This is a genomic window from Tunturibacter empetritectus (assembly GCF_040358985.1).
In the GTDB taxonomy this organism is placed as follows: Bacteria; Acidobacteriota; Terriglobia; order Terriglobales; family Acidobacteriaceae; genus Edaphobacter; species Edaphobacter empetritectus.
The window spans coordinates 3,285,048-3,306,427 of sequence record NZ_CP132932.1 but is presented as its reverse complement, the minus strand read 5'-3'; the positions used below and the strand labels follow the sequence as shown (position 1 = coordinate 3,306,427).

13 protein-coding genes are annotated in these 21,380 nt (G+C 56.8%); 4 read left to right on the top strand and 9 right to left on the bottom strand.

Annotation, left to right across the window (positions count from 1 at the left end; translation table 11 throughout):
* Window position 1 precedes the first annotated feature (1 nt).
* Window positions 2–166, top strand: coding sequence for a GAF domain-containing protein (locus RBB75_RS13675; RefSeq protein ID WP_353068395.1), 165 nt, complete (start codon window positions 2–4; stop codon window positions 164–166).
* A gap of 256 nt (window positions 167–422) precedes the next feature.
* Complete coding sequence (locus RBB75_RS13670) at window positions 423–932, top strand: DUF2062 domain-containing protein (protein ID WP_179637305.1); 510 nt, start codon at window positions 423–425, stop codon at window positions 930–932.
* 191 nt (window positions 933–1,123) lie between these two features.
* On the opposite strand, the gene RBB75_RS13665 is transcribed toward RBB75_RS13670, so the two are convergent.
* The 5 genes from RBB75_RS13665 to RBB75_RS13645 form a co-directional block, all read right to left on the bottom strand.
* A complete protein-coding gene (locus RBB75_RS13665) occupies window positions 1,124–4,513 on the bottom strand; it encodes a TonB-dependent receptor (RefSeq protein WP_353068394.1) in 3,390 nt (1,129 codons plus the stop codon).
* Window positions 4,514–5,392: 879 nt separating this feature from the next.
* Entirely contained in the window at window positions 5,393–6,409 is a 1,017-nt protein-coding gene (locus RBB75_RS13660) for a hypothetical protein (protein ID WP_353068393.1), read from the bottom strand.
* Window positions 6,410–6,505: 96 nt separating this feature from the next.
* Window positions 6,506–7,795 (bottom strand): HlyD family secretion protein, encoded by a 1,290-nt coding sequence (locus RBB75_RS13655; protein ID WP_353068392.1) that lies wholly within the window; start codon window positions 7,793–7,795, stop codon window positions 6,506–6,508.
* 3 nt (window positions 7,796–7,798) lie between these two features.
* The gene (locus RBB75_RS13650) at window positions 7,799–9,373 is read right to left on the bottom strand and encodes a TolC family protein (RefSeq protein ID WP_353068391.1); all 1,575 of its coding nucleotides are present in this window, start codon (window positions 9,371–9,373) and stop codon (window positions 7,799–7,801) included.
* 10 nt (window positions 9,374–9,383) lie between these two features.
* A complete protein-coding gene (locus RBB75_RS13645; RefSeq protein WP_353068390.1) occupies window positions 9,384–10,973 on the bottom strand; it encodes a DHA2 family efflux MFS transporter permease subunit in 1,590 nt (529 codons plus the stop codon).
* A gap of 492 nt (window positions 10,974–11,465) precedes the next feature.
* On the opposite strand from RBB75_RS13645, the gene RBB75_RS13640 reads away from it, so the two are divergent.
* Entirely contained in the window at window positions 11,466–12,152 is a 687-nt protein-coding gene (locus RBB75_RS13640; RefSeq protein WP_353068389.1) for a TetR/AcrR family transcriptional regulator, read from the top strand.
* A 442-nt stretch (window positions 12,153–12,594) separates the two neighbouring features.
* On the opposite strand, the gene RBB75_RS13635 is transcribed toward RBB75_RS13640, so the two are convergent.
* Complete coding sequence (locus RBB75_RS13635; RefSeq protein WP_353068388.1) at window positions 12,595–14,022, bottom strand: hypothetical protein; 1,428 nt, start codon at window positions 14,020–14,022, stop codon at window positions 12,595–12,597.
* A gap of 640 nt (window positions 14,023–14,662) precedes the next feature.
* Between RBB75_RS13635 and RBB75_RS13630 the strand changes: the two genes are divergently transcribed.
* On the top strand, window positions 14,663–17,419 hold the full coding sequence (locus tag RBB75_RS13630; RefSeq protein WP_179637298.1) for a GH116 family glycosyl-hydrolase: 2,757 nt from the start codon (window positions 14,663–14,665) through the stop codon (window positions 17,417–17,419).
* A gap of 30 nt (window positions 17,420–17,449) precedes the next feature.
* Here the strand turns inward: RBB75_RS13630 and RBB75_RS13625 are convergent, their stop codons facing one another.
* The 3 genes from RBB75_RS13625 to RBB75_RS13615 all read right to left on the bottom strand — a co-directional run bounded on the left by RBB75_RS13625 (window position 17,450) and on the right by RBB75_RS13615 (window position 21,376).
* Window positions 17,450–18,598 carry a multiheme c-type cytochrome gene (locus RBB75_RS13625; protein ID WP_179637297.1) on the bottom strand — a complete coding sequence of 383 codons (1,149 nt, stop codon included), beginning with the start codon at window positions 18,596–18,598 and terminating at the stop codon, window positions 17,450–17,452.
* A gap of 124 nt (window positions 18,599–18,722) precedes the next feature.
* Complete coding sequence (locus RBB75_RS13620; protein WP_353068387.1) at window positions 18,723–20,408, bottom strand: CRTAC1 family protein; 1,686 nt, start codon at window positions 20,406–20,408, stop codon at window positions 18,723–18,725.
* Complete coding sequence (locus RBB75_RS13615) at window positions 20,405–21,376, bottom strand: tetratricopeptide repeat protein (RefSeq protein ID WP_353068386.1); 972 nt, start codon at window positions 21,374–21,376, stop codon at window positions 20,405–20,407. Before RBB75_RS13615 ends, RBB75_RS13620 begins: the two co-directional genes overlap by 4 nt.
* Window positions 21,377–21,380 lie beyond the last annotated feature (4 nt).

Genomic DNA, 21,380 nt, shown 5'->3' with positions numbered 1-21,380 from the left:
GATGATAACGCAAGGTGCCATCGGTAATCCTCTGGTGCTCGGCAAACCGGGAATCCGTTTTTATGCGGGGGCTCCTCTGGTTGCCCCGAACGGGCACATGCTAGGCTCCCTGTGCGTCATCGATACGAAGCCCAGATCGCTTTCTCCTCGACAGGTCCGGGCCTAGAGGCGCTATCCCGACAAGGCTACTACTTCACACTGGTCCTGAAACCAATTCACCCAACGAAGATGGTCGAATTGATCCCCGGACTTTAGAATCATCCAGAAGATAAGACTTGGAAGCTCTCTAACAGTTGTGAGCTTAAGTAGGACCGTCACAACTCACCCATAGTTGGCAATACTCAAGTTACAGACGGGGCATACTTCGGCGAACGTAACAACCGTTCACAACCAAAGACCTGTGAGAAGGCGTCCCACACATTGTGCTTGTGCCTGAGTCGATACGCGAATTCTTTCGTTGTAAGATACTGCGCCCTCTACTGCGCCAACTACGTGGAGGCGTAACACCGCGCCGTCTGGCGTGGAGCTTGGCGTTGGGGATAGTTGTAGGGATCAATCCTTCAGTGGGAATCACCACGATTCTGGTGGTTATGATCGCTTGGGTCTTCGGCTTGAATCAGATTGCGTCGCAGATCGGTGCACATGCAATGACACCGATTCACTTACTCCTGTTTATCCCATTCATTCAATTGGGAGTACATCTTTTTCATACGAGCCGCCTTCCGCTAAGTAGACAGCAGATCGAGCATCTAAGCCATCATCCTTGGAGACTCATTCACAACATCTGGCAATGGGAGTGGCATGCACTCGTCGTGTGGGGTCTGATTGCTGCGATCGCGATGCCGTTACTTGCAGTGTATCTTCGACGGGCACTCGTGCACCTGATGCGTCGCCATCGAACCTTGTTTCGTTCGCGTCCCGCGCATCATTGATCCTCCTACCAGCACCTTTGTACCAAGACTCTTCAACTGCTGAGAGGAATCGAGAGAGTCGGCGATCCCGCGGCGGTCCTGATCGCCTTTGCGAGGCCACGGCGATCCAGTAGGAACGGACGCAGATCATAAGAGATCGTTCTCGCCCGTACTTGAACCCAGAAACGCTTCGATCAAGAGTTCAAATTCGGTTAGAAGACAAATCTTCCTAAGAGTTGAACTTGACGGGGACCGTAAAGGATGTTGGAGGTGCTGGTGGGGGCTCCAAAGGATGGGTTGGGAGTGAAACAGCCTGACGATCCTGGGAAGTTGCAGCTGGTGGGAGAGGTCGGCGTGGAGGCTGCTGTGTAGTTGACGAGCGAGTTGTTGACCGAGAGGATGTTGCGGTGGTTGAGGACGTTGAAGGCCTCGGCTGCGACTTCGATTGCCATGCCTTCGTGCACCGGGAAGCTGCGAGAGATGCGGGAGTCGAGGTTGTGGACGCCGGGACCGGTGAAGGAGTTGCGGCGAGCGATCTGGTCGGGAACGCGGGTTCCGGTGCCGGAGGTGAGGACTGCGCCGGTGACACCACCGTCGCCGCCACCGAGCGCGGAGGAGATAGTTCCGTTGATGAAGCCGGTGACGGGGAATCCTGTCTGGGCGGTGTAGCTTCCGGAGAGCTGCCAGCCATTGGCGGCGTAGGCGGCGTAGCGGTTGGCGATAGGGAGCTTCGAGGTTGCAACGATGGAGCCGACGAAGCGGCCGCGCTGATCGATGTCGGAGCGGGCGTACTCTGCGCCGCGACCCTGACGGTGACCTTCGGCGAACGGAATCAGAGGAGCGTCGGTGCCGTTGAAGGTACCGTTAGGTGCGCCGGACTGGCCGCCGTCCATGGTCTTGGCCCAGGTGTAGTTGGCGAGGACCTCGACGCCGTAGCTAAGGGGCTTGCGGACGGAAACGGCCATGGAGTGGTACCAGCTATTGACGTCCGATTGGCCGGTGAGGATGGACCCGGTGGCGGTGGAGAGGCGTTTGGTGTAGATGGGGACGATGATGGGGGTGATGCCGGATGCGCTGGAGGAGTAGTAGGGGCGGTTCGAGATGACGCCGTTGACGGGATCTACGTTGGTGTCAACGAAGATGGGAAGACGCATGCCGCGGGTTCCGACGTAGCCGATGGAGAGGGTGGAGTGGAGCGGAAGCTGTTGCTCGACTGCGAGGTCGTAGGAGTGGGTGAAGGGGTTGAGGAAGTTAGGGGCGGCCCCACGGATGTTGAGTGTGGACGCCGGGAGGCCCGGGTTGAGGGCGGGCGTTGGGGCTCCAGTGACCTGGTTGATGGGAGCCGGGCCGGGAGGCGTGAAGGCTGGGATGCCGCCCTGCGGTGCGAAGCTGTCGTAGACGGCGCCGGAGTTGCCGCTGAACTTACGATTGGGCCCACCAGTGGGAGCGCCGGTGATGGCGCTGTAGGTGCCGCTGGGGCTATAGGTGCGAGTGCTGAACTGCTGTTGGTAGACGCCATTCTCGCGGCGCAGGGTGTACCAGGTGGAGTTGGAGGTCAAGCCGAAGAAGAGCCCGTATCCGCCGCGGACGACGGTTCCCTCGTGGGGGCTCCAGGCGAAGCCGATGCGGGGCGCGGCCATGTGGTAGTCGGTGTTGATGACCGAGGTGGCGTTGAAGGCCGGGGTGCTGGTCGTGTTGGGACGGTCGGGCTGGGGAACGAGTTGGACGTCGTAACGCGCACCGAGCGATAGCAGGAGTTTAGGTGTGACCTTCCAGTCGTCTTCGACGAAGATATCGAGGTTCTTGTTCCAGAAGTCGTCTGCACCGATGCCGGTGATGGGGTCGGTGGTCTGAGAGAAGGAGCTGTAGTGGCGGCCGCCGTTGACCTGATAGACGTCCTGGATCCAGTTGGCGAACTCGGCCTCGACGGTACCGGTGGAGTAGGTGAAGCTGCCGTCGCCTCCGAAGAGGTTGGCGATCTGCTCGTGGATGAGATTGACGTCTACGCCGAGTTTGACGGAGTGCTTGCCGAAGATGGTGGAGTAGATGTCGGTGATCTGGATGCGGTGCTCGTCGGGGAAGGCTCCGCGGGGGAGGGCGGAGGTTTCGCCATAGGCTGCTACGCCGACGGTGGAGCTACCGATGTTCATAGCAGGACCACCGGAGTTTGTGCTGGCGGTCTCAAGGTCGCGCGACCATTGGAAGTGGACCACGTTGGCCGAGTTGGTGGTGAGTGCGGTCTCGGCGTTGGCCACGACGTAGCGCTGATGGAAGTTGACGCCGCCGTTCTGCGTGACCGAGCCGTTGTTGACGGTGGTGGAGGTGTTGTAGCCGTTGGGCTGCTTGAAGTTTTCGAAGAGGAAGCTGGCCGAGAGATGGGTCTTGGAGTTGAGCTGGTAGTCCAGGCGCGGGAAGTAGATGTCCTGAGTGGTGTTACGCGCGAAGGAGCCGAGCAGCTTGGTCTGGATGAAGTCTACCGCCTGCGAACACTGGGTCGGGCTGACGCCGGTGATGGTGGTGGGGTAGATGTTTCCAGCGTCCGAGACGTAGGTGGTGCCGCCGTCGCAGAGATGAGCGAGATTTGCCACACTGGTAGTCGCGGCGTTGTAGGTAGAGAGATAGGTGATGGGATTGACCTTGCGGTAGCCATCGTAGGTAAAGTGGAAGAAGAGCTTGTCCTTGAGAATGGGTCCGCCTATCGAGACACCGAACTGGTTCTGCGTCTTTACAGGCTGGTTGAGGAGGAAGGGATTGCGGGTGAGGTTTCCATTGTACTTGTTCAGTGGGTCGAGGGCGTTCCAGCCGGGGGTGCGGTAGTACTCGAAGACATCGCCGTGAAACTGATTGGTTCCAGATTTTGTGATGGCGTTGACGATGCCGCCAGCGGCCTGGCCTAGCTCAGCCGAATAGCCGCTGACGCTGGACTGGAACTCCTGAATGGATTCGAGCGGATAGACGTAAGGCGCTCCGATGGAGCGACCGCGTGCTTCCGAGAAGAAAGCCTGCTGGTTGTTGGCGCCGTCGACGAGGTTGGTGTTGTAGAGGCCGGAGACGCCGCGGTAGCTAATAAGGCCGGTGTTGCCGTCGGGAGCAACGTTGGGGGTGGAGAGCACAAAGTTATCCCAACGGCGGCCGTTGACTGGCAAATTGGAGATAAGGTGCTGGTCGATGGTCTGCGAGATCTGGTTTTTGTCGGTGTCGATGATCGGGGATTCGGTCGAGACCTGAACCTCTGTGGAGACCGAAGCGGTGGGCAGAGCCGCGTCGACGGTGAGGACCTGCCCCACGGTGACGGTGAGATTCTGGCGATCGATCTTGCCGAAGCCGCCGCCGCCGAGGAGGACTTCATAGTGGCCCGGCTGGAGGAAGGTGGCGCTATAGGAGCCGTCGGAGCCGGTGGCGAGGGTGCGGGAGACGCCTGTGTCGGTATTGGTGACGACGACGGCAGCGCCAGGAACGGCGGCTCCTGAGGTGTCGGTGACTGTGCCGGCGATGTTGCCGACTGCGGCGGTCTGGGCGGCAATGGGATAGCCAAAGGACGCGACGAGGAGTACTGCTTCGGCACACGTGAGGAAGCCGTTGGACGCGGGTGAAAGTTTCATATGCACTGGCTCCTGAAAACACCGATTGAAAAATACGATTTGTGAAGGATTAGCGATGGTTCGAATCCAGGTTTCATGTCTTCTGGAACGTTCGCGTGCAACCTCAAATGACTTTTAGGTAGTGGTTAAACATTCAAGCTTCGACGCAAATGCTGTCAAGCGAGCTTGGATTGAAAGGAGGAAAGTTTCATGAAAAAAACATCCCAGTGTTGATAGGCCGCACAACGTATTAATCAGTTAGTACAGTTCTAGCACTGTGAAAAGGGGCGAAGATCGACGCCCAGTAAGGTTGGAAAAGTTCATCGTGCCGTGAATACTCCCGCGACCGATTGGAACGGCGCCGTTGTTTGTACTACACCCGCCCATCCTTCCAATCCGCAGTAGAGGCAGTGACGTCCGAACAATGCTCCAAGTTGGGTCCAAACGTGGGTCCAATCACTCCGAATACGAGATAAGATGGTGTACTACGACGCAACACCGGACCAGAAGAATCAATACGTTAGAATACCGGCTTCAGTTTCGGGACCAGGGGGTCGGAGGTTCGAATCCTCTCGCCCCGACCATTTAAATCCCACGTTATTAACTTGCTAGAGCCTTCGGAGTACCACTGTTCCATCACCTTTGCTCAAGAGCTAGTGTGCCGTCAACCGAGGAGGGGTTTCGCACTTTCACTCTGGCAGCAGCTCTTAAGAAGTTCATTGCTGTTATGTAGGATAACCTTGTGACCGTGAAATCAAGGACTTCGGCAACGTGCGCAAGAGTAAGCGGTGGATCCGCGCAAACTGTTTCGGATTCAGTCTGGACTCGATATCGCGAGCGTATTCCGTAGATCGTAGGCTATCTCCCTTCAAAGAGAGATAGCTGAACAAAACCACTTCCCTAAGATCGCGCAGCGTGCATGCTGGCTTTCTCGAGCTCCTTGGTCAGCGACTTCGTAATCTTATCAGCAATATTGAGACTGTCAGTGTCGCCACGCTGCGAGGCTTTTAGGTCCTTGTCAATTAGCATCCTTCCGTTTAGAGCCTGCACTTGGACGTAGAACTTCAGCTTGGTTGCCCCAACGAAGAAACCAACTGGGCCAGTGGAAGCTCTCACCGCCGCATTACCCTTTTTGAAAGCATCCAGTGTCAAAACGAGGTGGTACTTGGGACAGGCCGCCTCGGGTTCGCCGTCACTGTCGCGATAGACGGCGGTAAATCTCCCTTCTTCGCGAAGGCGGCGCACGAGCTGCTCATAGATCAACATCCTATATTCGGCGGGCACAGGGTCACCCGGTGTAGTGATGACCGCTACTTTGATTGAGTCGGGTAAAACGCCGCCGTTCGTTTCGCATCGTCCCTGTGGAGGTTCCGTCGAATGCGGCGACGTCTGTTCTCCCAGCTGCTGCTGCGCCTGTAATGCCTCATCCTTTGGCAGCAGAAACACGGCTCCATGGAGAGCATTGCGCTGATCACGAAACTCTATTGTGAGAAGGCCTAATTGTTTGTGAGTTACTGTGGCTAACGCAGAACCGCCGCCAAACGGAATGATGGCTCTGGTGATCTTTCCTGCAGTGCCACCCGTCTCTACGTTCACGTCGCCTGTTGAAACATTTGATATCTCCGCCCGTTGCACGGAAGCGCGCCCTCCGGGCGAAGCAAACGTCAGTGCAGTTGGCGAGATGGAAAGCAATCCCTTTTCTTTTTCCTTTATCTCAGGAAGGCCGATCAGATGTACCGTCTCACCCGAGTGCCATTCTTCGTAAGCACCGGACGGGGCACTTTCATGGGACGGCAAAGCAGAGCCGTCCGGCTGTTGAGCCTGCAAAGGAACGATGACACCGATCACCGCGAGTGTGCAGAGCGCACTCGCAAACCTGTTGAACTTAGAGAAGTGCGTTTTGCAACGAAATATCATTTGGTCTCCGGACCGTGCGGGTTAGAAGAACTTAGAGGCCGCTTACTTCCGTTTGCGGCACTTCATGACTGGGTCGTGCTGAACCTCGGGGACAAGTCATTCGATATGAACCTTTGGTTCAACCGACATGCCCGCCCTCAGTTCGTCGAGCCCGTCCTGGCCGTCTTTGAAACGGATGCGAACAGGCAGACGCTGAATCACTTTGACGTAGTTGCCAGTTGCATTTTCCGCAGGCAACGTGCTGGCGCGATCCCCGGTCGTCGCGGCCATTGCTTCAACTTCGCCAATAAAAGATTTGCTCAGAGCATCTACCTTGATGTCCACTCGTTGGCCAGGATGCATCTTGTGCAGCTGCGTCTCTTTGAAGTTCGCGACTATCCAAGGATGGTCGATCTGAGCAATCATAAGAAGCTGTTGGCCGCCGGTGATTCTGCCCCCAACCTCCGCGCTTCGCTGTAGGACGATACCGTCGACAGGAGCCACGACGTGACAGTAGGTGAGGTTCAATTTAGCCTGTTCGAGCTTCGCTCCGTATGACTCCAGGCTTGCTTCTCTCATGCGATTGTCAGCATTCTTGATCGCAACTTGCCTAGGCGCATTGCGGAGTGTCTGGGTTCTTTTGGCTTCCTGCTCTTTGAGCTGCGCGCGACGCTGATCGATCAACTTTCCCTGCGATGCGGCCGCGGCCGCAGACGCATCGACGTTGGCCGCATCGGATTTCGCGCTGGCGAGATACTGGTCGTAGTCCGATTGCGCCAACTCTCTCTTCTCGACGAGCTGTTTGTAGCGACGCAAATCGGATTGCGCCTTTTCGTTGGTTGCCTCCGCCTGGTGCAACTTCGCAACGTCGGAGTCGTAGTCGTGTTGTGCCCCTGCGAGCGCGGCTTCGGCATTGACTACCTCTGAGTCGGCATTCACAACGTCGGTTTCGTTGCTGACCTGCTGAATTGGGAGGTTGGGAGTTTCGGCGCTGCGCTGCTCGAGCGCCTGGTCGTAGTCGGCCTGAGCCTGAGCCACGCTGACCTCGGCATCTTTCGTATCCAGATCAAGAAGAGGCTGGCCGGCATGGACAGTTTGATTGTCTTCGATATAAACGGCGCGAATGGTTCCATCGACACGAGCTGCGATGGGGTTCAGATGGCCGTCAACCTGGGCATCATCGGTGGACTCGTACGTACCTGAGTAGAGCCACCAGACAATACTTCCGATGAGAAGAATTGCAACGACGACGACACCAAGGATGATGTTCCGTCGATGCTTTGCCGGGTCGAAGGGAGCTTTTTGTTCTTTAGTCGCGTTCTGTTCCTTGCTCTCTTCACCGTTTTGTTCAAAGTCTCCTAGAGAGATAGAAGCTTGACCCTTGTCGTCTTCAATTTGCGTTGGCATGACTTAGTTTCCTTTCAGCATGTCGGGGATAGTTTCTTCTGCGTTGCCCATGGCACGGGCCAGGCTGATCTTGCTGAGATTGAGCGAGTAAAGGCTGCTGATGTAGTCGTGCTCTGCCGAGGCCAGGGTCTCCTGCGACTGAACGACTTCAACAGAGTTGGTGACGCCTGCTGCATACCGGTCCAAAGACTGCTGCAACGTGCTCTTTGCCAAGGTGCGATTACTCTGCGCAACCTGCACTTGATGCGACGCTACCTGGAGATCGACCAACGCGCTGCGCACATCGTCTTCCACCACACCGCGCTGATCGGTCGCCTCAGCCTTCCGTTGCATTACCGCGGCATCGGCCTGCTGCACATCGGACTTAGTCTTGCCGCTGTTGAAGATAGGAACCGTCAGCGTTGCCGACGCGGAGAATACCCCGGCGCCCTTGTTAGGGTTGGTGCCTTGCAGGCCGTAGTAGCCGCTAACGGCGAAGGAAGGAAGATACTCCGACTTCGAGGCTCGATACGCCTCCTCTGCGGCCTGAAGTTGCTGTCCGGCTGCCTGCAGGTCCACCCGATGCTTCAACGCGTACCCGATCGAAGCATCAGCACCATCAGAAACGGGGATGTCTGTCGAAAGCTTTTCCGCCAAGTGCAGGTCCCGGCCTGGATTGATGCCGATGATGCGGGCCAATTGCATCTTCTGTTTGATCAGATCGCCCTTTTGCGAAGAGAGGCGCTGCTGCTCTGTCTGTAACTCGACGAGGCTCTTATCGGCGTCGATCTCGGCCTTGGTTCCGGACTGGAGTTGCGCCGCAGTCTGCTGATAGCTGGCCTGTGCATACTGGACTTGGACCTCTTGTGACTCGACCAGCGCGATCGAGGCAAGCACGCGAAGATACGATCCGCCTACTGCGACAATCACGAACTCGCGAGTATCACGCATATTGAGCACTGCCGCCGCATGCGCCGCATTCGCAGACTTGAGGTTATGCAAATCGGTGAGGCTTAGCTGCTCCGATAGGTTTCCTTCAAGGCTGTAATAGTGATATGGGCCAACAACCGCCGGTATGGATAGCCCCCCGCCGACGCTGCCGCTGCTGAAAGTCGAGGAAGAGATTCCCGACGTCTGAAGATCGGTCTTTGCCGCACTCTCCGCAAGAGTGGCGTAGATGTTCGGAAGCAGATTGCTCAATGCGCTGAGCCGTTGCGCGCGTAGTTGTCTCGAAGAGGCGTCCGACGCGATACCACCGAGGTTATAGTGAAGGCCCAACTGGATTGCCTGAGCAAAGGTCAGATCGACAGGCCCGGTTCCATCCATTGGAGCATTGATGCTGCCGGCGTAATTTCCTTGCACCTGTACCGTCGAGTTGATCGTGTTGACGCTCGAGCTTGTGCTGCTGGAGCCTGACTGCTGCACCGACACGCTGGCGCCACCCTGGCTTCGCCCCGATAGCTGCACCTGCTGCGCTTTCGAACTCTGAGAGCTAGAGGAAGATCCTCCTTGTGCCTGCGCGATCACCGCAGTGAAAGACACTAGAGCAATCGTTGCGAAGATCGGACGTGAACGAGTTATAAATTTGTGCTTTTTCATGGAAGAATCCTCAATGCATGACTGCAGTACTGCTGGCAACGCCCCTCTTCATGAAGAACGCAACGGGAATCATTAATAGACAGGCACCCGCGAAGAACAAGATGATGTCGATGTACGACATGACGCCTGCCTGCGCCTGCAACTGTTGATAGAACTGCTGAATGGCATGCTGTTTCGCGGCCATACGCGACATTCCGCTCGCCATGTGCTGCTGCGTCATCGTGTTGATACGGTTGAGATAAAAGATATTGCCGTTGGTCGCGTTCTTGATCAGCGCATGTTGATGCACCTGCTGGTGACGCGCATATACGGTGGTGAGATAGGAAGTTCCACAAGACCCTCCTATATTTCTTGCAAGATTCGTCATGCCTGAAACATCGTTGTTCTTGTTCTCAGGGACCCCGATGTAAGACATCGTGCTGATAGGAATGAAAAGGAACGCGATGCCGAAGCCTTGGAAAAACTTCAGTGAGCTCGCGTGGGCGAAGCTCATCTGCAGATCCATTCCGCTCATGTAAAAGAGACTTGCGGCCGTGACGGCAAAGCCAAAAGCTGCCAGCTTTCTCGGATCGACCTTGGAGGAGATCGCCCCAACAATGACCATGCAGATCATGGTTGCGAGGCCGCCGCTGGCCAGCGCCAGTCCCGATTGCTCGGCGGTGTATCCCATCAAATTTTGCAGAAACTGGCTAAAGAGCGTGTTGACTGCATAGAGTGACGCGCCGAGAACAAACATCATTCCCATGGACAACGCAAAGTTTCGATTGGAGAAGAGTCTCAGGTCGAGGATCGGCCGTTGCTTCTTCCGAGCCAAATAAAGCTCCCAAAGAATTACTGCGATGAAGGCCACCGCCGACACGATGACGAACGTAGTAATCAAGTGCGAGCTGAACCAGTCATCCTCCTGACCTTTGTCGAGCACGACCTCCAAGGTTCCAAAGGTGAGCGCCAGCAAGCTGAATCCGATATAGTCCACCCGGAAATGGCTGCTTCTAGCCTCTTTCACTTCCTTCTGGATCGCAGGTGGGTCTTCGACCAGTTTGTGCGTCAAAAAGAGAGACAGAACAACTACGGGCAGGTTGATGAAGAAGATCCAACGCCAGTCAAAGTTGTCCGTCAGCCAGCCGCCGATCGTGGGGCCTACTGTCGGTGCCAGGATCACCGCCATTCCGTATAGGGCAAACGCCTGCCCACGCTTAGCCGGCTCAAAGGTGTCTGCGAGAATGGACTGCTCCGACGGACCGAGCCCGCCACCGCCGACCCCTTGCAGCACTCTGAAAAACAACAAGAGCGGAAGCGTGGGCGCAAGACCGCAAAGCAAAGAGCTGATGCCGAACAGAGCAACGCAGGACATGTAAAAGCGTTTGCGGCCGATCAACGTCGAGATATAGGAGGCAAGCGGCAGAACGACAGCGTTTGACACCAGATAGCACGTGAGCACCCAGGTCGATTCATCCTGGCTGGCACCTAAAGAGCCAGCGATGTGGGGTAACGCCACATTCGCGACCGAGGTGTCCAACACCTCCATAAAGGTCGCCATGCTGACGACAAGCGCAATCAGCCATGGGTTGTGCTTTGGTACCCAACGTTGCTCTGCCATCACCGCCTCCTCTTGTCTGCAGTGATTGACATCAAGCGACTAGAATTCTTGGTTGAGCCACCAGATGCCGTTCGAACTCTTTTACTCATCGACTTTGCGTCAGGCTCCGATTCGCTACGTTTGTAGAATGCAAATCGCATCAACGTAACTCCAATAAGTCCGACGGCGATCGTCAGAAGCCAACCAGTAAAAACAATCGTCGTCGTGCTGAAGTGTGATAAGTGCCGAATGGAGAATGCTTTGTGCCCATCCAAGGCTGCCCACAAGAAAACCGCGAGACAGGCAATCCCAAGGAGTAGAACAATCCACTGTTCGATCTGAAAGAGCAAACTCGTGCTGAACTCCCGGTGACGCTTCACGTTTGATTTCACGGTCATGCCTCCAACTCTTGTCGACTTTGCGTCCGTTGCACCTGAGACTGCGTCAGCTACTACATCTTACCGTACCGTACGGTACGGTCTCTAATATAAGATGGAGGTAAAGTGAGGAAGGATGCAAAGAAAAGTTCACAAATCGTCCGAAGTCTCAGTCTCAAGACGCCCGAAGGATAGCGGCACATCCGTCCCGCCAGTGTCGCCAACCTCGGACTCACGATCCAATTTTCTTCTGGATAGCGCAGCGGAGTTGTTTCTTCAGAAGGGCTTCGAAGCTACAAGTGTGGGCGAAATTGCCCATCGCGCCCATGCCTCCAAAGAGACTTTCTACAATAAGTTCACAAATAAGAACGAATTGTTCCGAGCGGTGATCCACCGGCTCACAGATCGTTTTGCCAGCGACATTGGCTTAGCGCTGGGAAAGAATCAGGAGCCTCGGCAAGCTCTTTCGTCATTTGGCGCCATTCTTCTGGGGCGCTTGCTCTCAGATGAAGGAATAGGGCTTCAAAATATCGTATTCATGGAATCCCGGCGGTTTCCTGAAATCGCCTCAATCTTCTACGAGCTAGGTCCTAGCCGGACGCTTGCTGTATTGGCGGAGTATTTCGATGCCCAAGCCAAAAAAGGGGCTTTGCGCAGAATGGACTCCAAACTCGCCGCCTCCCACTTCGTGGGTCTTCTTACATCAGACATGATGATGCTTAGGTCCCTCGGGCTTTTAGGCAAGCCGACCCCCGAGGAGCAGGCGAAGCGCTGCCGCGATGCAGTCGAGATATTCTTGCGAGCCTACGGACAGAAAGACTGATCGAGCCAACTTTAAATGCATTCTTACCTCTTCGGTCTTCCTTTCCTACGAGTAGCTTAACTCTAGGCGCCTTTAAAGTTTGTCCATTATCTATTTTTGGACAGAGAACACACCGAGCTGAGAGTAAGCGAAAGAAGCCATGCCTGCTCACAGGGGACAAATCTTGGCAGCCGTTGCGAAACGATCTAAGAATGTGGTTTCGACGGAATTAGCATCGCGGACAGCTATTCAACGCGCAGACAATCCACCTCAGGACCTTGGTATTACATTTTGCGAAATACGTTTCTTCATGTTTGCACTAGATGCTCCACACTAAGCCACACAAACTCATGCAAAGCCAGGAACAACACGGCCCCTGCCGCCCAGACTGGGGCAGGCAGGGGTGCCTTGTTTGCTTTGTCGACTCCAGTCGACTACTAGCGCTGCCGAAGCCATTTAGCCGTTATGGAGCCGTGAACGTACCAGTGACGGAGGTCGTACTCTGTTCCCCGTTAATGTAGTAGGTGACGGTGTGACTGCCCGAGGAAGGAGCCGTTGGGAAGACATAGGTCAAGTTATGCGTGCCAACCGGCGAGCTGTCACGAAGAACTCCCACATACTTGCCGTCAATCAGAAAGCGAATACCACCTGCCACAGACTGGTAGACGGTCCCTAAAAGCGTCAGCGACGAAGACGTATAGGTCAGCGATTCAATCTGCAACGCTCCGCCCGGATTCGATGCGCTGAACATCACGCTGATTGCATTGCTCTTGGTCGCACCGTCGGTCACCTGCACCTGGTAAGTGCCGGCGACGGTATCCGTACCAGGGATCGTTACAGTGTAACTAGTTCCAGATCCGCTCACGGGTAAGGTGTAAGAAGCGCCACCGACCGTGACTGTAACGTTCTTGCTGACCGCGTAGTTGCTGGCAATCGATAAGGTCGCGTTGCTGCCGGCAACCAGTCCTGAGGGCGCGGAGATCGACATGGAGTTGGTGACTGGCTGAGTAGTCCCGTCCTTGGCCGACCACCACATATTGGCGATCTCGATCCAGTTGTCAGGAGTCTTGTCATACCCGGTTGCCTGCATCGCCATCTGCGCGCCCAGCGTGTAGTTGCAGCCGCCATGCGCATAGTCGGCGCGAACCTGCGCAGTTGGCGCAGACATCTGCACGACGCCGTCGATCTTGATTACCAGTGAGCCCGGTCCCCAGATCGCATCGAAGTCGTGCATCGCAGTCATGTCTCCCGAGCCGGCTGGAAAGGTATCCGGAACGTTCATGATCTGGCCGTTATTGCCCGAAGCGTTTGCGTCGAAGTAGTGGAAGGTCGAAAACAGAGTATCGTTCGAGGCGTAGTTCACCTCGCTGATATCCACTTCCCCGATGTGGTTATCGCTCGACCCCTTGATGATGCCGGGCCAGCCCGGATCTCCGTCCGCCGGCCACATGATCTGGTTGGAGCCAGGACCGGCGGCACTCTGCCCCTCGGCGCTGCGCCAATGAAAGTCGCCGTAGCCGAAGCCGGCCGAGCAGACGGTATCCTCCTGCATCATCCCTGTATTCGGCCAGCCAAGCGCGGAAGAGCTGGTAATCCACAGTCCGGTGCTGCCCGCGAAATAAAACTGTGGACCGGGATTATTGGTGCCTCCGTCCCAGAAGATGTGGTTCCACACCGTCTGATTGATGCCGTTGGACGCGTTCCATGCGGTGTTGACAGGAACAGTGGTGAAGTCCTGCCCGGTATCGGTGGCGGCGTTGAACACCTGCGGAGTGTAGGTCCCCTGAGCAGCGACCGGTTTGGCCGCTAGAACAAGTGCGAGCAACAAAAGTGAAGTGCAGAGCAGTGTAAGCGGCGCTGATCTTGAAGAAGGCGGCGTTGGGGAGGGCATATTTTCAATTCTCCTTGGGTCATCGTTTTTGACTCGTGAAGTTATTCTTGAAAAGTGCCGATAATGAATAGTTAAGAGTCGTTAATCTGCAGTGAAAGCCTGTTAATGTGTTGCAGCAGGCCCACGCGCATGCCTCTGAAACGATTTACGACGGGCGGTCTTTGTCCTACAAGCGCCCCGCGCAGATCGAGCAATTTACTGAGGCATAATGCCTTGTCCAGCCGATCGGTGCTAAAACAGCCAACACCTCAGTCCCCACGCAAAAGCAGCCTGAAAGGCGGCCAATCGAGCGTCATAACAGCGTTAAGTACGCATAGCGCTAAGAGTAGACGCGATCTACCGAGCAGAATCGACGAGGACGCATCGTCATCATCCGAAGAACGCTAGTCTGCAGATGCTTGGATTGGTGCAGGGCTAGCGATGGCGGCGCGGGCAGTGAGCTACACCAACACTAGGCAAAGATTTCTCACTGAACTCTTCCATCTTTCATCAGTGTAGTGCCAGGCTTTCAGAGGACAGTTAGCATAAAATAGTCGTTGTCGCCCTGCGCTCGAGACAGGCCGGCTTGGGTTATTGGTCATGCATCCACAACTGCAACGCTGACACGTTCCTACACGACACTTGCTTAAAGGGTGGGCTAGTGAAAGAAAGAACAAGCCGCAGAACCTTTGTTAAGCAGGCTGCATTGGGAGCCGTGCTACTACCGAAGCTGGATACAAATCTGCTTGCGTCACATGGAGTCAGTAACGAAAAAGACTCTCCGGCAGCAACGCCTTCTTCCTCCAACGCAACGCCGACGCCTGAACTTAACTTCCCGCGCACCTTTACTGGACGCAACCTGGCCCGCATCGCGTTTCCCGTTGGCGGCATCGGCACAGGCGGAGTGGAGCTTGGCGGCCGGGGCGATCTTCGCTTATGGCAGATATTTAACCGGCCCGAGAGCGGCGACCTTCTCCGCTACACCTTCGCCGCCATCCACGTAGAGGGCGCGGGGGCAGCGCCGTTCACCTCCATCCTCGAGCGCAAGTTGTTACCGCCCTACGATCAGTGGGACTACCGCGAGGGCATCCGCGGAGTCGGCGCACTCGATATGCCGCGCATGACGGAGGCTGTCTTCTCTTCGAGCTTCCCCGTCGCAAAGATCAACTTCTCCGATCCGCACTGCCCGGTGGACGTCTCACTGACGGCCTTCTCGCCGTTCTACCCAGTTGACGCGGACGACTCCGGTCTGCCCATCGGCGTCTTCGAATACAACGTCAAGAACACTTCACAGACCCCAGCAACAGTGGCGATTGCGCTTTCCATCGAGAACCCATGCCACGGCGCAAAGTGGGGCACCAATGTATTGCGGTCGATCCCAGGCAGCACTCTTCCGACAGGCGTCTTCATGACCAATCCCACGTTGGCAGTGGACGCGCCGAAGAGCGGCAGCTTCGCTCTGCTTGCGCTACCGGAGGAAGGCTCCTCACTGCAACTGACCGAGGCCTGGCCGAACCAGGGCATCTACTCTCTGGAAAAAATCTGGAAGTCCTTCGCGGCGGATGGCAGCATCCCGAAGGACTTTGCATCGGAGAAGGAGAAGGACCCGATCGGCTCGGCTTCAATCCGCACGACAATCGCAGCGGGCAGCACCGCGAGGTTCCGCTTTCTACTGGCCTGGCACTATCCCAACCGCACCCCGGAGGGCATCGGTTGGGGCGCGCCCAAAGGAATGGAAAAGGTAAACCTCGGCAACTTCTATGCGACTCGCTTCCACAATGCATGGGAGGTGGCCGAGTACACGATCAAAAACCTTCCGGAACTGGAACGTAGGACACACGCCTTCGCCGCCACCATGCGCGACGCTACCCTGCCCGCCTCGGTGAAGGATGCGGCCGCCTCGAATCTCTCCACCCTGGTCTCGAATACCAGCTTCCGCATCGCCGACGGCAGCTTCCACGGCTATGAAGGATGCAGCAACAGCACAGGAGGACAAGGTCCCGGCTCTTGTACTCATGTCTGGAACTATGAAGTAGCGACCAGCTACGTCTTTCCGGCGCTCTCCCGTTCTATGCGCGAGACCAGTTTCGGCTATGCCACTCAGGCCAGCGGCCACATGGACTTTCGCCACAAGCTGCCGCTGGGCTATGAGCACTTCACGCTCACTGAGCCGGACCATCAGGCCGCCGCCGATGGGCAGATGGGGCAGATCGTACGGCTCTATCTCGACTGGCGCATCAGCGGAGACACGCCGTGGATGTTGAAGTATCGGCCGGCCGCGAAGCGTGCGCTCGCCTATGCCTGGATCAAGGGCGGATGGGATGCCAATCGAGACGGCGTGATGGAAGGTGCGCAACACAACACCTACGACATCCAATTTCTCGGCCCAACGGGGATGATGCAAAGCTGGTACCTCGCGGCTCTGCGAGCCTCTGCCGCAATGGCAAAAGCCGCGAACGACAACGAGTTCGCTGCAGAGTGCGAACGCATCGAACAAGCCGGAAGAGAGTGGACCGACAAGCATCTCTTCCAAGGCGAGTTCTACATCCAGCAGATACGCCCTGTGCCTCTGGCCGACGTGGACCCCGCGCTGCTCAGCGGCGAGATCAACACCGCCGACCCTCACTCTCAACTAGGTCCCGCCTGCCACATCGACCAGATCATCGGTCAGTACATGGCAGGGATGGCCGGTCTTGGCGATCTGCTTTCCGCAGACAATATGCGCACCGCGTTGAGATCGATTCATCGCTACAACCAGCGCATGGGACCCTACGCGATGCTGGGAACGCATCGCATGTATGCCGTTAACGACGAACCGGCGCTGCGCATCTGCGCTTACAAAAAGCCTGAAGACATTCCCGTGAATCCGATGGCCTACTCCAGCGAAAACTGGTGCGGGTTGGAACACGCCGTCTCCGCCACCATGATCCAGTACGGCCTGATCGACGAAGCCATCCAGCATGTTACAGACGTACGCGCGCGCCACGACGGCGAAAGTAGAAATCCGATGGACGAGCTGGAGTGGGGCCACCACTACGCTCGATCGATGGCAAGTTGGGCCTTGATCCCCGCACTCTCGGGCTTTCGCCACGACGCCGTACTGCAACAGCTCACCGTACAGCCAAAGATGTCAACGAAACAACTCTTTCGTTCTCCATGGACCTCCAACACTGGCTGGGGAGAGCTGCGGTTTGAGGCCAATACGCTGACGCTCACAGTGATTGCGGGTGAGCTAAACTTCGATTCGCTCGTGCTCCCGCCTGAGTGCGGCGTACAAACGATGAAACTTGGCGAAGAAAAGATAACTGCAGCATCTCGCAGGAATACAGATAGCTGCACTCTTCAATTTAAAAAAGAGATAAGCCTGACCCCGCAACAATCCCTGCGGATCAGATATGCGGCCCCAAATTTAACTTAGCCAAGCAGACCGAAGCTCCTGCTCCCCACCTCACTTCGCCGTGAACTCCGCATAAACAGCAATGCGGTGATTGCGAACCTTGGGCGTGAGGCGTTCTCCCGAGTTGTCCGAGAACAGCGTGTTCGAATGCTGCAGAGGCATATGACACTCGACGCAGCGAGTTTTGATGGCCGCAGGCAGCGTCTTATACTTCGGGCACGCCTTTTGTGTATGGCACCCAAGGCACTTTGACGAGAGTGCCGCTACATCCCGCTGCTCCTCATGCGTGTCGTGGCAGGTAGAACAAGTCATATTGCTCGACAGAAAACACTTGCTCTCACGAAGCAGTTGCACCTGGTTGGTGTGAACGTCCAACGGCGCACCCGGAAGTACGGCAGGAGATCGAACATACTCCGCCAGCACATCGCCCGGCTTAAAAGAAAGCGGCTGTGCCAATGCCTCTCCCGCTCCCGCATGGCACAACGCACAGACGTCGATCTGCCTCTCACGATCAAGCCGCGCCGGATTCACAATCGCTTCTTCCGAGGAGCCCGGACGCGGCTGCGGACTCAACCGCTCGCGGCGCACATGCTCTGCACCCGGCCCATGGCAGCGCTCGCAGCCAATACCCAGCACCAGCTTCGTCCGGTCAAATCGATTCACCGGCGGAGCGAGAGACTCGAAGTAAGAGGCATGACACTCCAGGCACTGTGGCGCAATGGGGCGGTCAAAATGCGCCGTGCCATCCTGATATCCCGGGCTGTTGATCCACTCCTTGCCGACAGTCCAATACGAGACCGGCAACTCGAACAGCAGCTCTCCTGCCCAGTAGAGATATGTCTGCCCCTTCCGCCCAGACCCCGTAACAAGATCGATCGGCTGAGTCAAGGTCTGTAGCGTGCCCGTCCGCGTGACATAGTTGGCAGTCTGCGTGAAGCTGCCATCCGGCATCGCCTGCATCTCAAACGTCAATCCAGGATTAGCGGTCTTCAGCGCATTCGCCCCGGCGCTGAAACTGCCGTGAATCGACTCCGCAGATGCAACCTGCGACGTCAAATGATGCGCAGTATGCACATAGCTTTCAGAGATCTGTTGATGGCAGGCGAGGCACGCGGCATCACCCGCATAAGCCGATAGCGCTAGAGGAGTATGCAAAGCAGAGGACGCCGTCTGATCTACCGCACGTTCCGAAGCTCTCACGCGTGCGCTCCCAATACAAAAAACATTAGCAGCTACACACAAAGTAATCAAAAGAACGCCAAGCAGGCTGGCGCGACGTCTTCGAGTGGAGAAAGAAAAGCTGACGCCCATTCGGCTACTTCTCCTAAATCCCCTTGCCTTCGACGATCGTGATGTAACGATCGATCGGCAGCTTGTCGAACCTCTCGGTCTTGCCCGAAGGCAGTGGCCACTTAATCTCAATCGCATCGATCTTCGCAGCCTGCCCAATCCCAAGCACCATCCGCGGATCGTGCGAAGACAGATAACTTCCGCCGCCCACCTTCTGCCGTGTGCGTGTCGTACCGGCAAAGCTCCAGGTGACCACCGTACCTACCGCATCAACATTCGCCTTCGTGCCGACCAGCTTCAGACCCAGCCAGTGATTCTTCTTTCCCGTGCGATTCTCAAGCAGCAGCGGCGCGCCTCCATTGTTATTGATCAACACATCCACGCCGCCATCGTTGTTGAAGTCGCCAAGAGCAAGTCCCCGCGCTCCCCACTGCATGGCAAACTCCGGGCCAGCCAGCTTGCTCACGTTCTCAAATGCGCCTTTACCGTCTCCGTGGAACAACAGCAGCGGCTCTTTCCAGGTGACGTTCGGCGAGTACTGGTCCACCATATCGTCCGGGTGTCCGTTCGAAAGAATGAGGTCGAGGTCGCCATCGTTGTCATAGTCAAAGAACTTTAAGCCCCAGCCGCTCAATGTCGCAGTCGCAAAACCGATGCCGGTCTTCCCCGCAAGGTCCGTGTAAGTCTCGTTGCCGTCATTGTGATAAAGCGCAAACTGCTCGCGGTCGATGTTGGCCACGAATAAATCGATCTTGCCGTCGTTATCGTAGTCCCCCGCATCCACTCCCATCCCGGAGCGCGCCTGCCCTCCTTCGCTGAACGAGACCCCGGCGTTGAATCCGACCTCCTCCCACTTACCGCCTCCGCGATTCATGAAGAGGTAGTTCGCCGCCGTGTCGTTCGCAACGAACAGGTCCATCCTGCCGTCGCCATTCAGATCCGCCGCCACAACGCCATGAGCCTTGGTCGGGTTTTCTCCAATCGCACTGCTGTGCCCCACCTCTGTGAACGTGCCATCGCCGTTGTTATGAAACAGTAGGCTTGGCCGCGGCGAAAAGATGCGTGGTGTGCAGTAGTAGCGCACCCCCAGGGCATTATTGCCGCAACTTACCTTGGTATCCCGCGAGTACTCTACGAAGCTGCACACGAACAGGTCCAGCCTGCCATCGTTGTCGTAGTCGAACCACACCGCCGAGGTAGACCATCCCTCTGCCGCGACTCCCGCCTGCTTAGTGACATCCGTAAACGTTCCATCGCGATTGTTCTTGTACAGCTTGTTCGCTCCATAGGCCGTCAGATAAAGATCGGGCCACCCATCCCCGTCGTAGTCACCAATAGCAACACCCTCGCCCCACACATTGCCTTGCAGTCCTGCCTTCTCGGTGACATCGGTGAAGGTGCCGTCGCGATTGTTCTTGTAAAGCGCGCAGCGGGTCGGCTTCTGCGGTTTGTAGAAGTCGCTCGGGCCTGTGTTGACGAGAAAGATATCCATCCACCCGTCGTTGTCAAAGTCAAAGAACGCGCAACCAGAGCACATACTCTCCGGCAACCATCGCATCGAGCTTTTGCCATTGTCATGCACCCAGGTGAGTCCGCTCTGCGAAGCGGGAACGCTCCGGAACAGCGGCGAAGAAGCTATCGGCGGCAACACGGCTGAGAGATAAGGTGAGGCAGCGCCGGCACATGCCCCCGCAATAAAATTACGGCGAGTGAACTTCATTGCGGCCCGGGAATGACGGCCTGTGGATGGCCAAGGTTGCTGGTCTGTGCAAGCGCTGCCTTTGCTTCGTCACTGCCGGCAGCGGCCGCCGCCTGCAGCCATCGATCCGCCTGAACAGGATTTATCTCGACTCCTAGATCGCCGTCCCGCAGAAGCATGCCAAGCCGATACTGGGCCGCGACAACCTTGTTCCTGGCAGCCTGCTGCAGCCACTTCAGCGCCTCCTTCGGATCACGGTTCACCGCTCTGCCTTCCAGATACAACGTACCCAACTCCATCTGCGCCGGCCCGTTGTTCTGCATCGCAGCGTCTCGCAAAAGTTTAAGCGCTGCTGCCGAATCTGCGTCGACGCCTTCCCCCTGTAGCAGCAGAATTGCGAGACTGTACTGCGCATCCACCTGCCCCTGTTCAGCAGCCTTGCGCAGCCACATCACGGCTGCCTTTGGATCACGCGCAACCCCCTGGCCGAGCAGATAGCGCTTGCCCGTCGCAAGCTGCGCCGAAGCATCCCCCTGCTCAGCCGCCTGCTGCCAGTATTGCGAGGCGAGTGTGTCGTTCTTCTCCACGCCAAGTCCCTGTTCGTAGTGGAACGCCAACAGCTTTTCGGCATCGCCCTGGTTGTGCGCCGCGGCAACTTTATACCACTTCACCGCCGTGGAGTAGTCCCGCGTCACGCCCGAGCCACGGCCGTATAGCAGACCGAGATCGAGCGCGCACGCCGCATCATCGCGCTCTGCGCAGGTCGTGAACCACTTTGCCGCCATGGCATAGTCCTGCGTTGTCCCAATCCCCTGCGCATACATTGCGCCCACTAAGAACTGCGCCCTCATATCGTGTCGCTCCGCCGCCTTCAACACCCACGGAAATCCCATCGCGGGATTCGGCGTCTCCCCGGCAGCACCACTGAGGTACACCGAGCCAAGCTTCGCTTCTGCTGCCACATTGCCCGCCGCCGCGCGTCGCTTCAATACC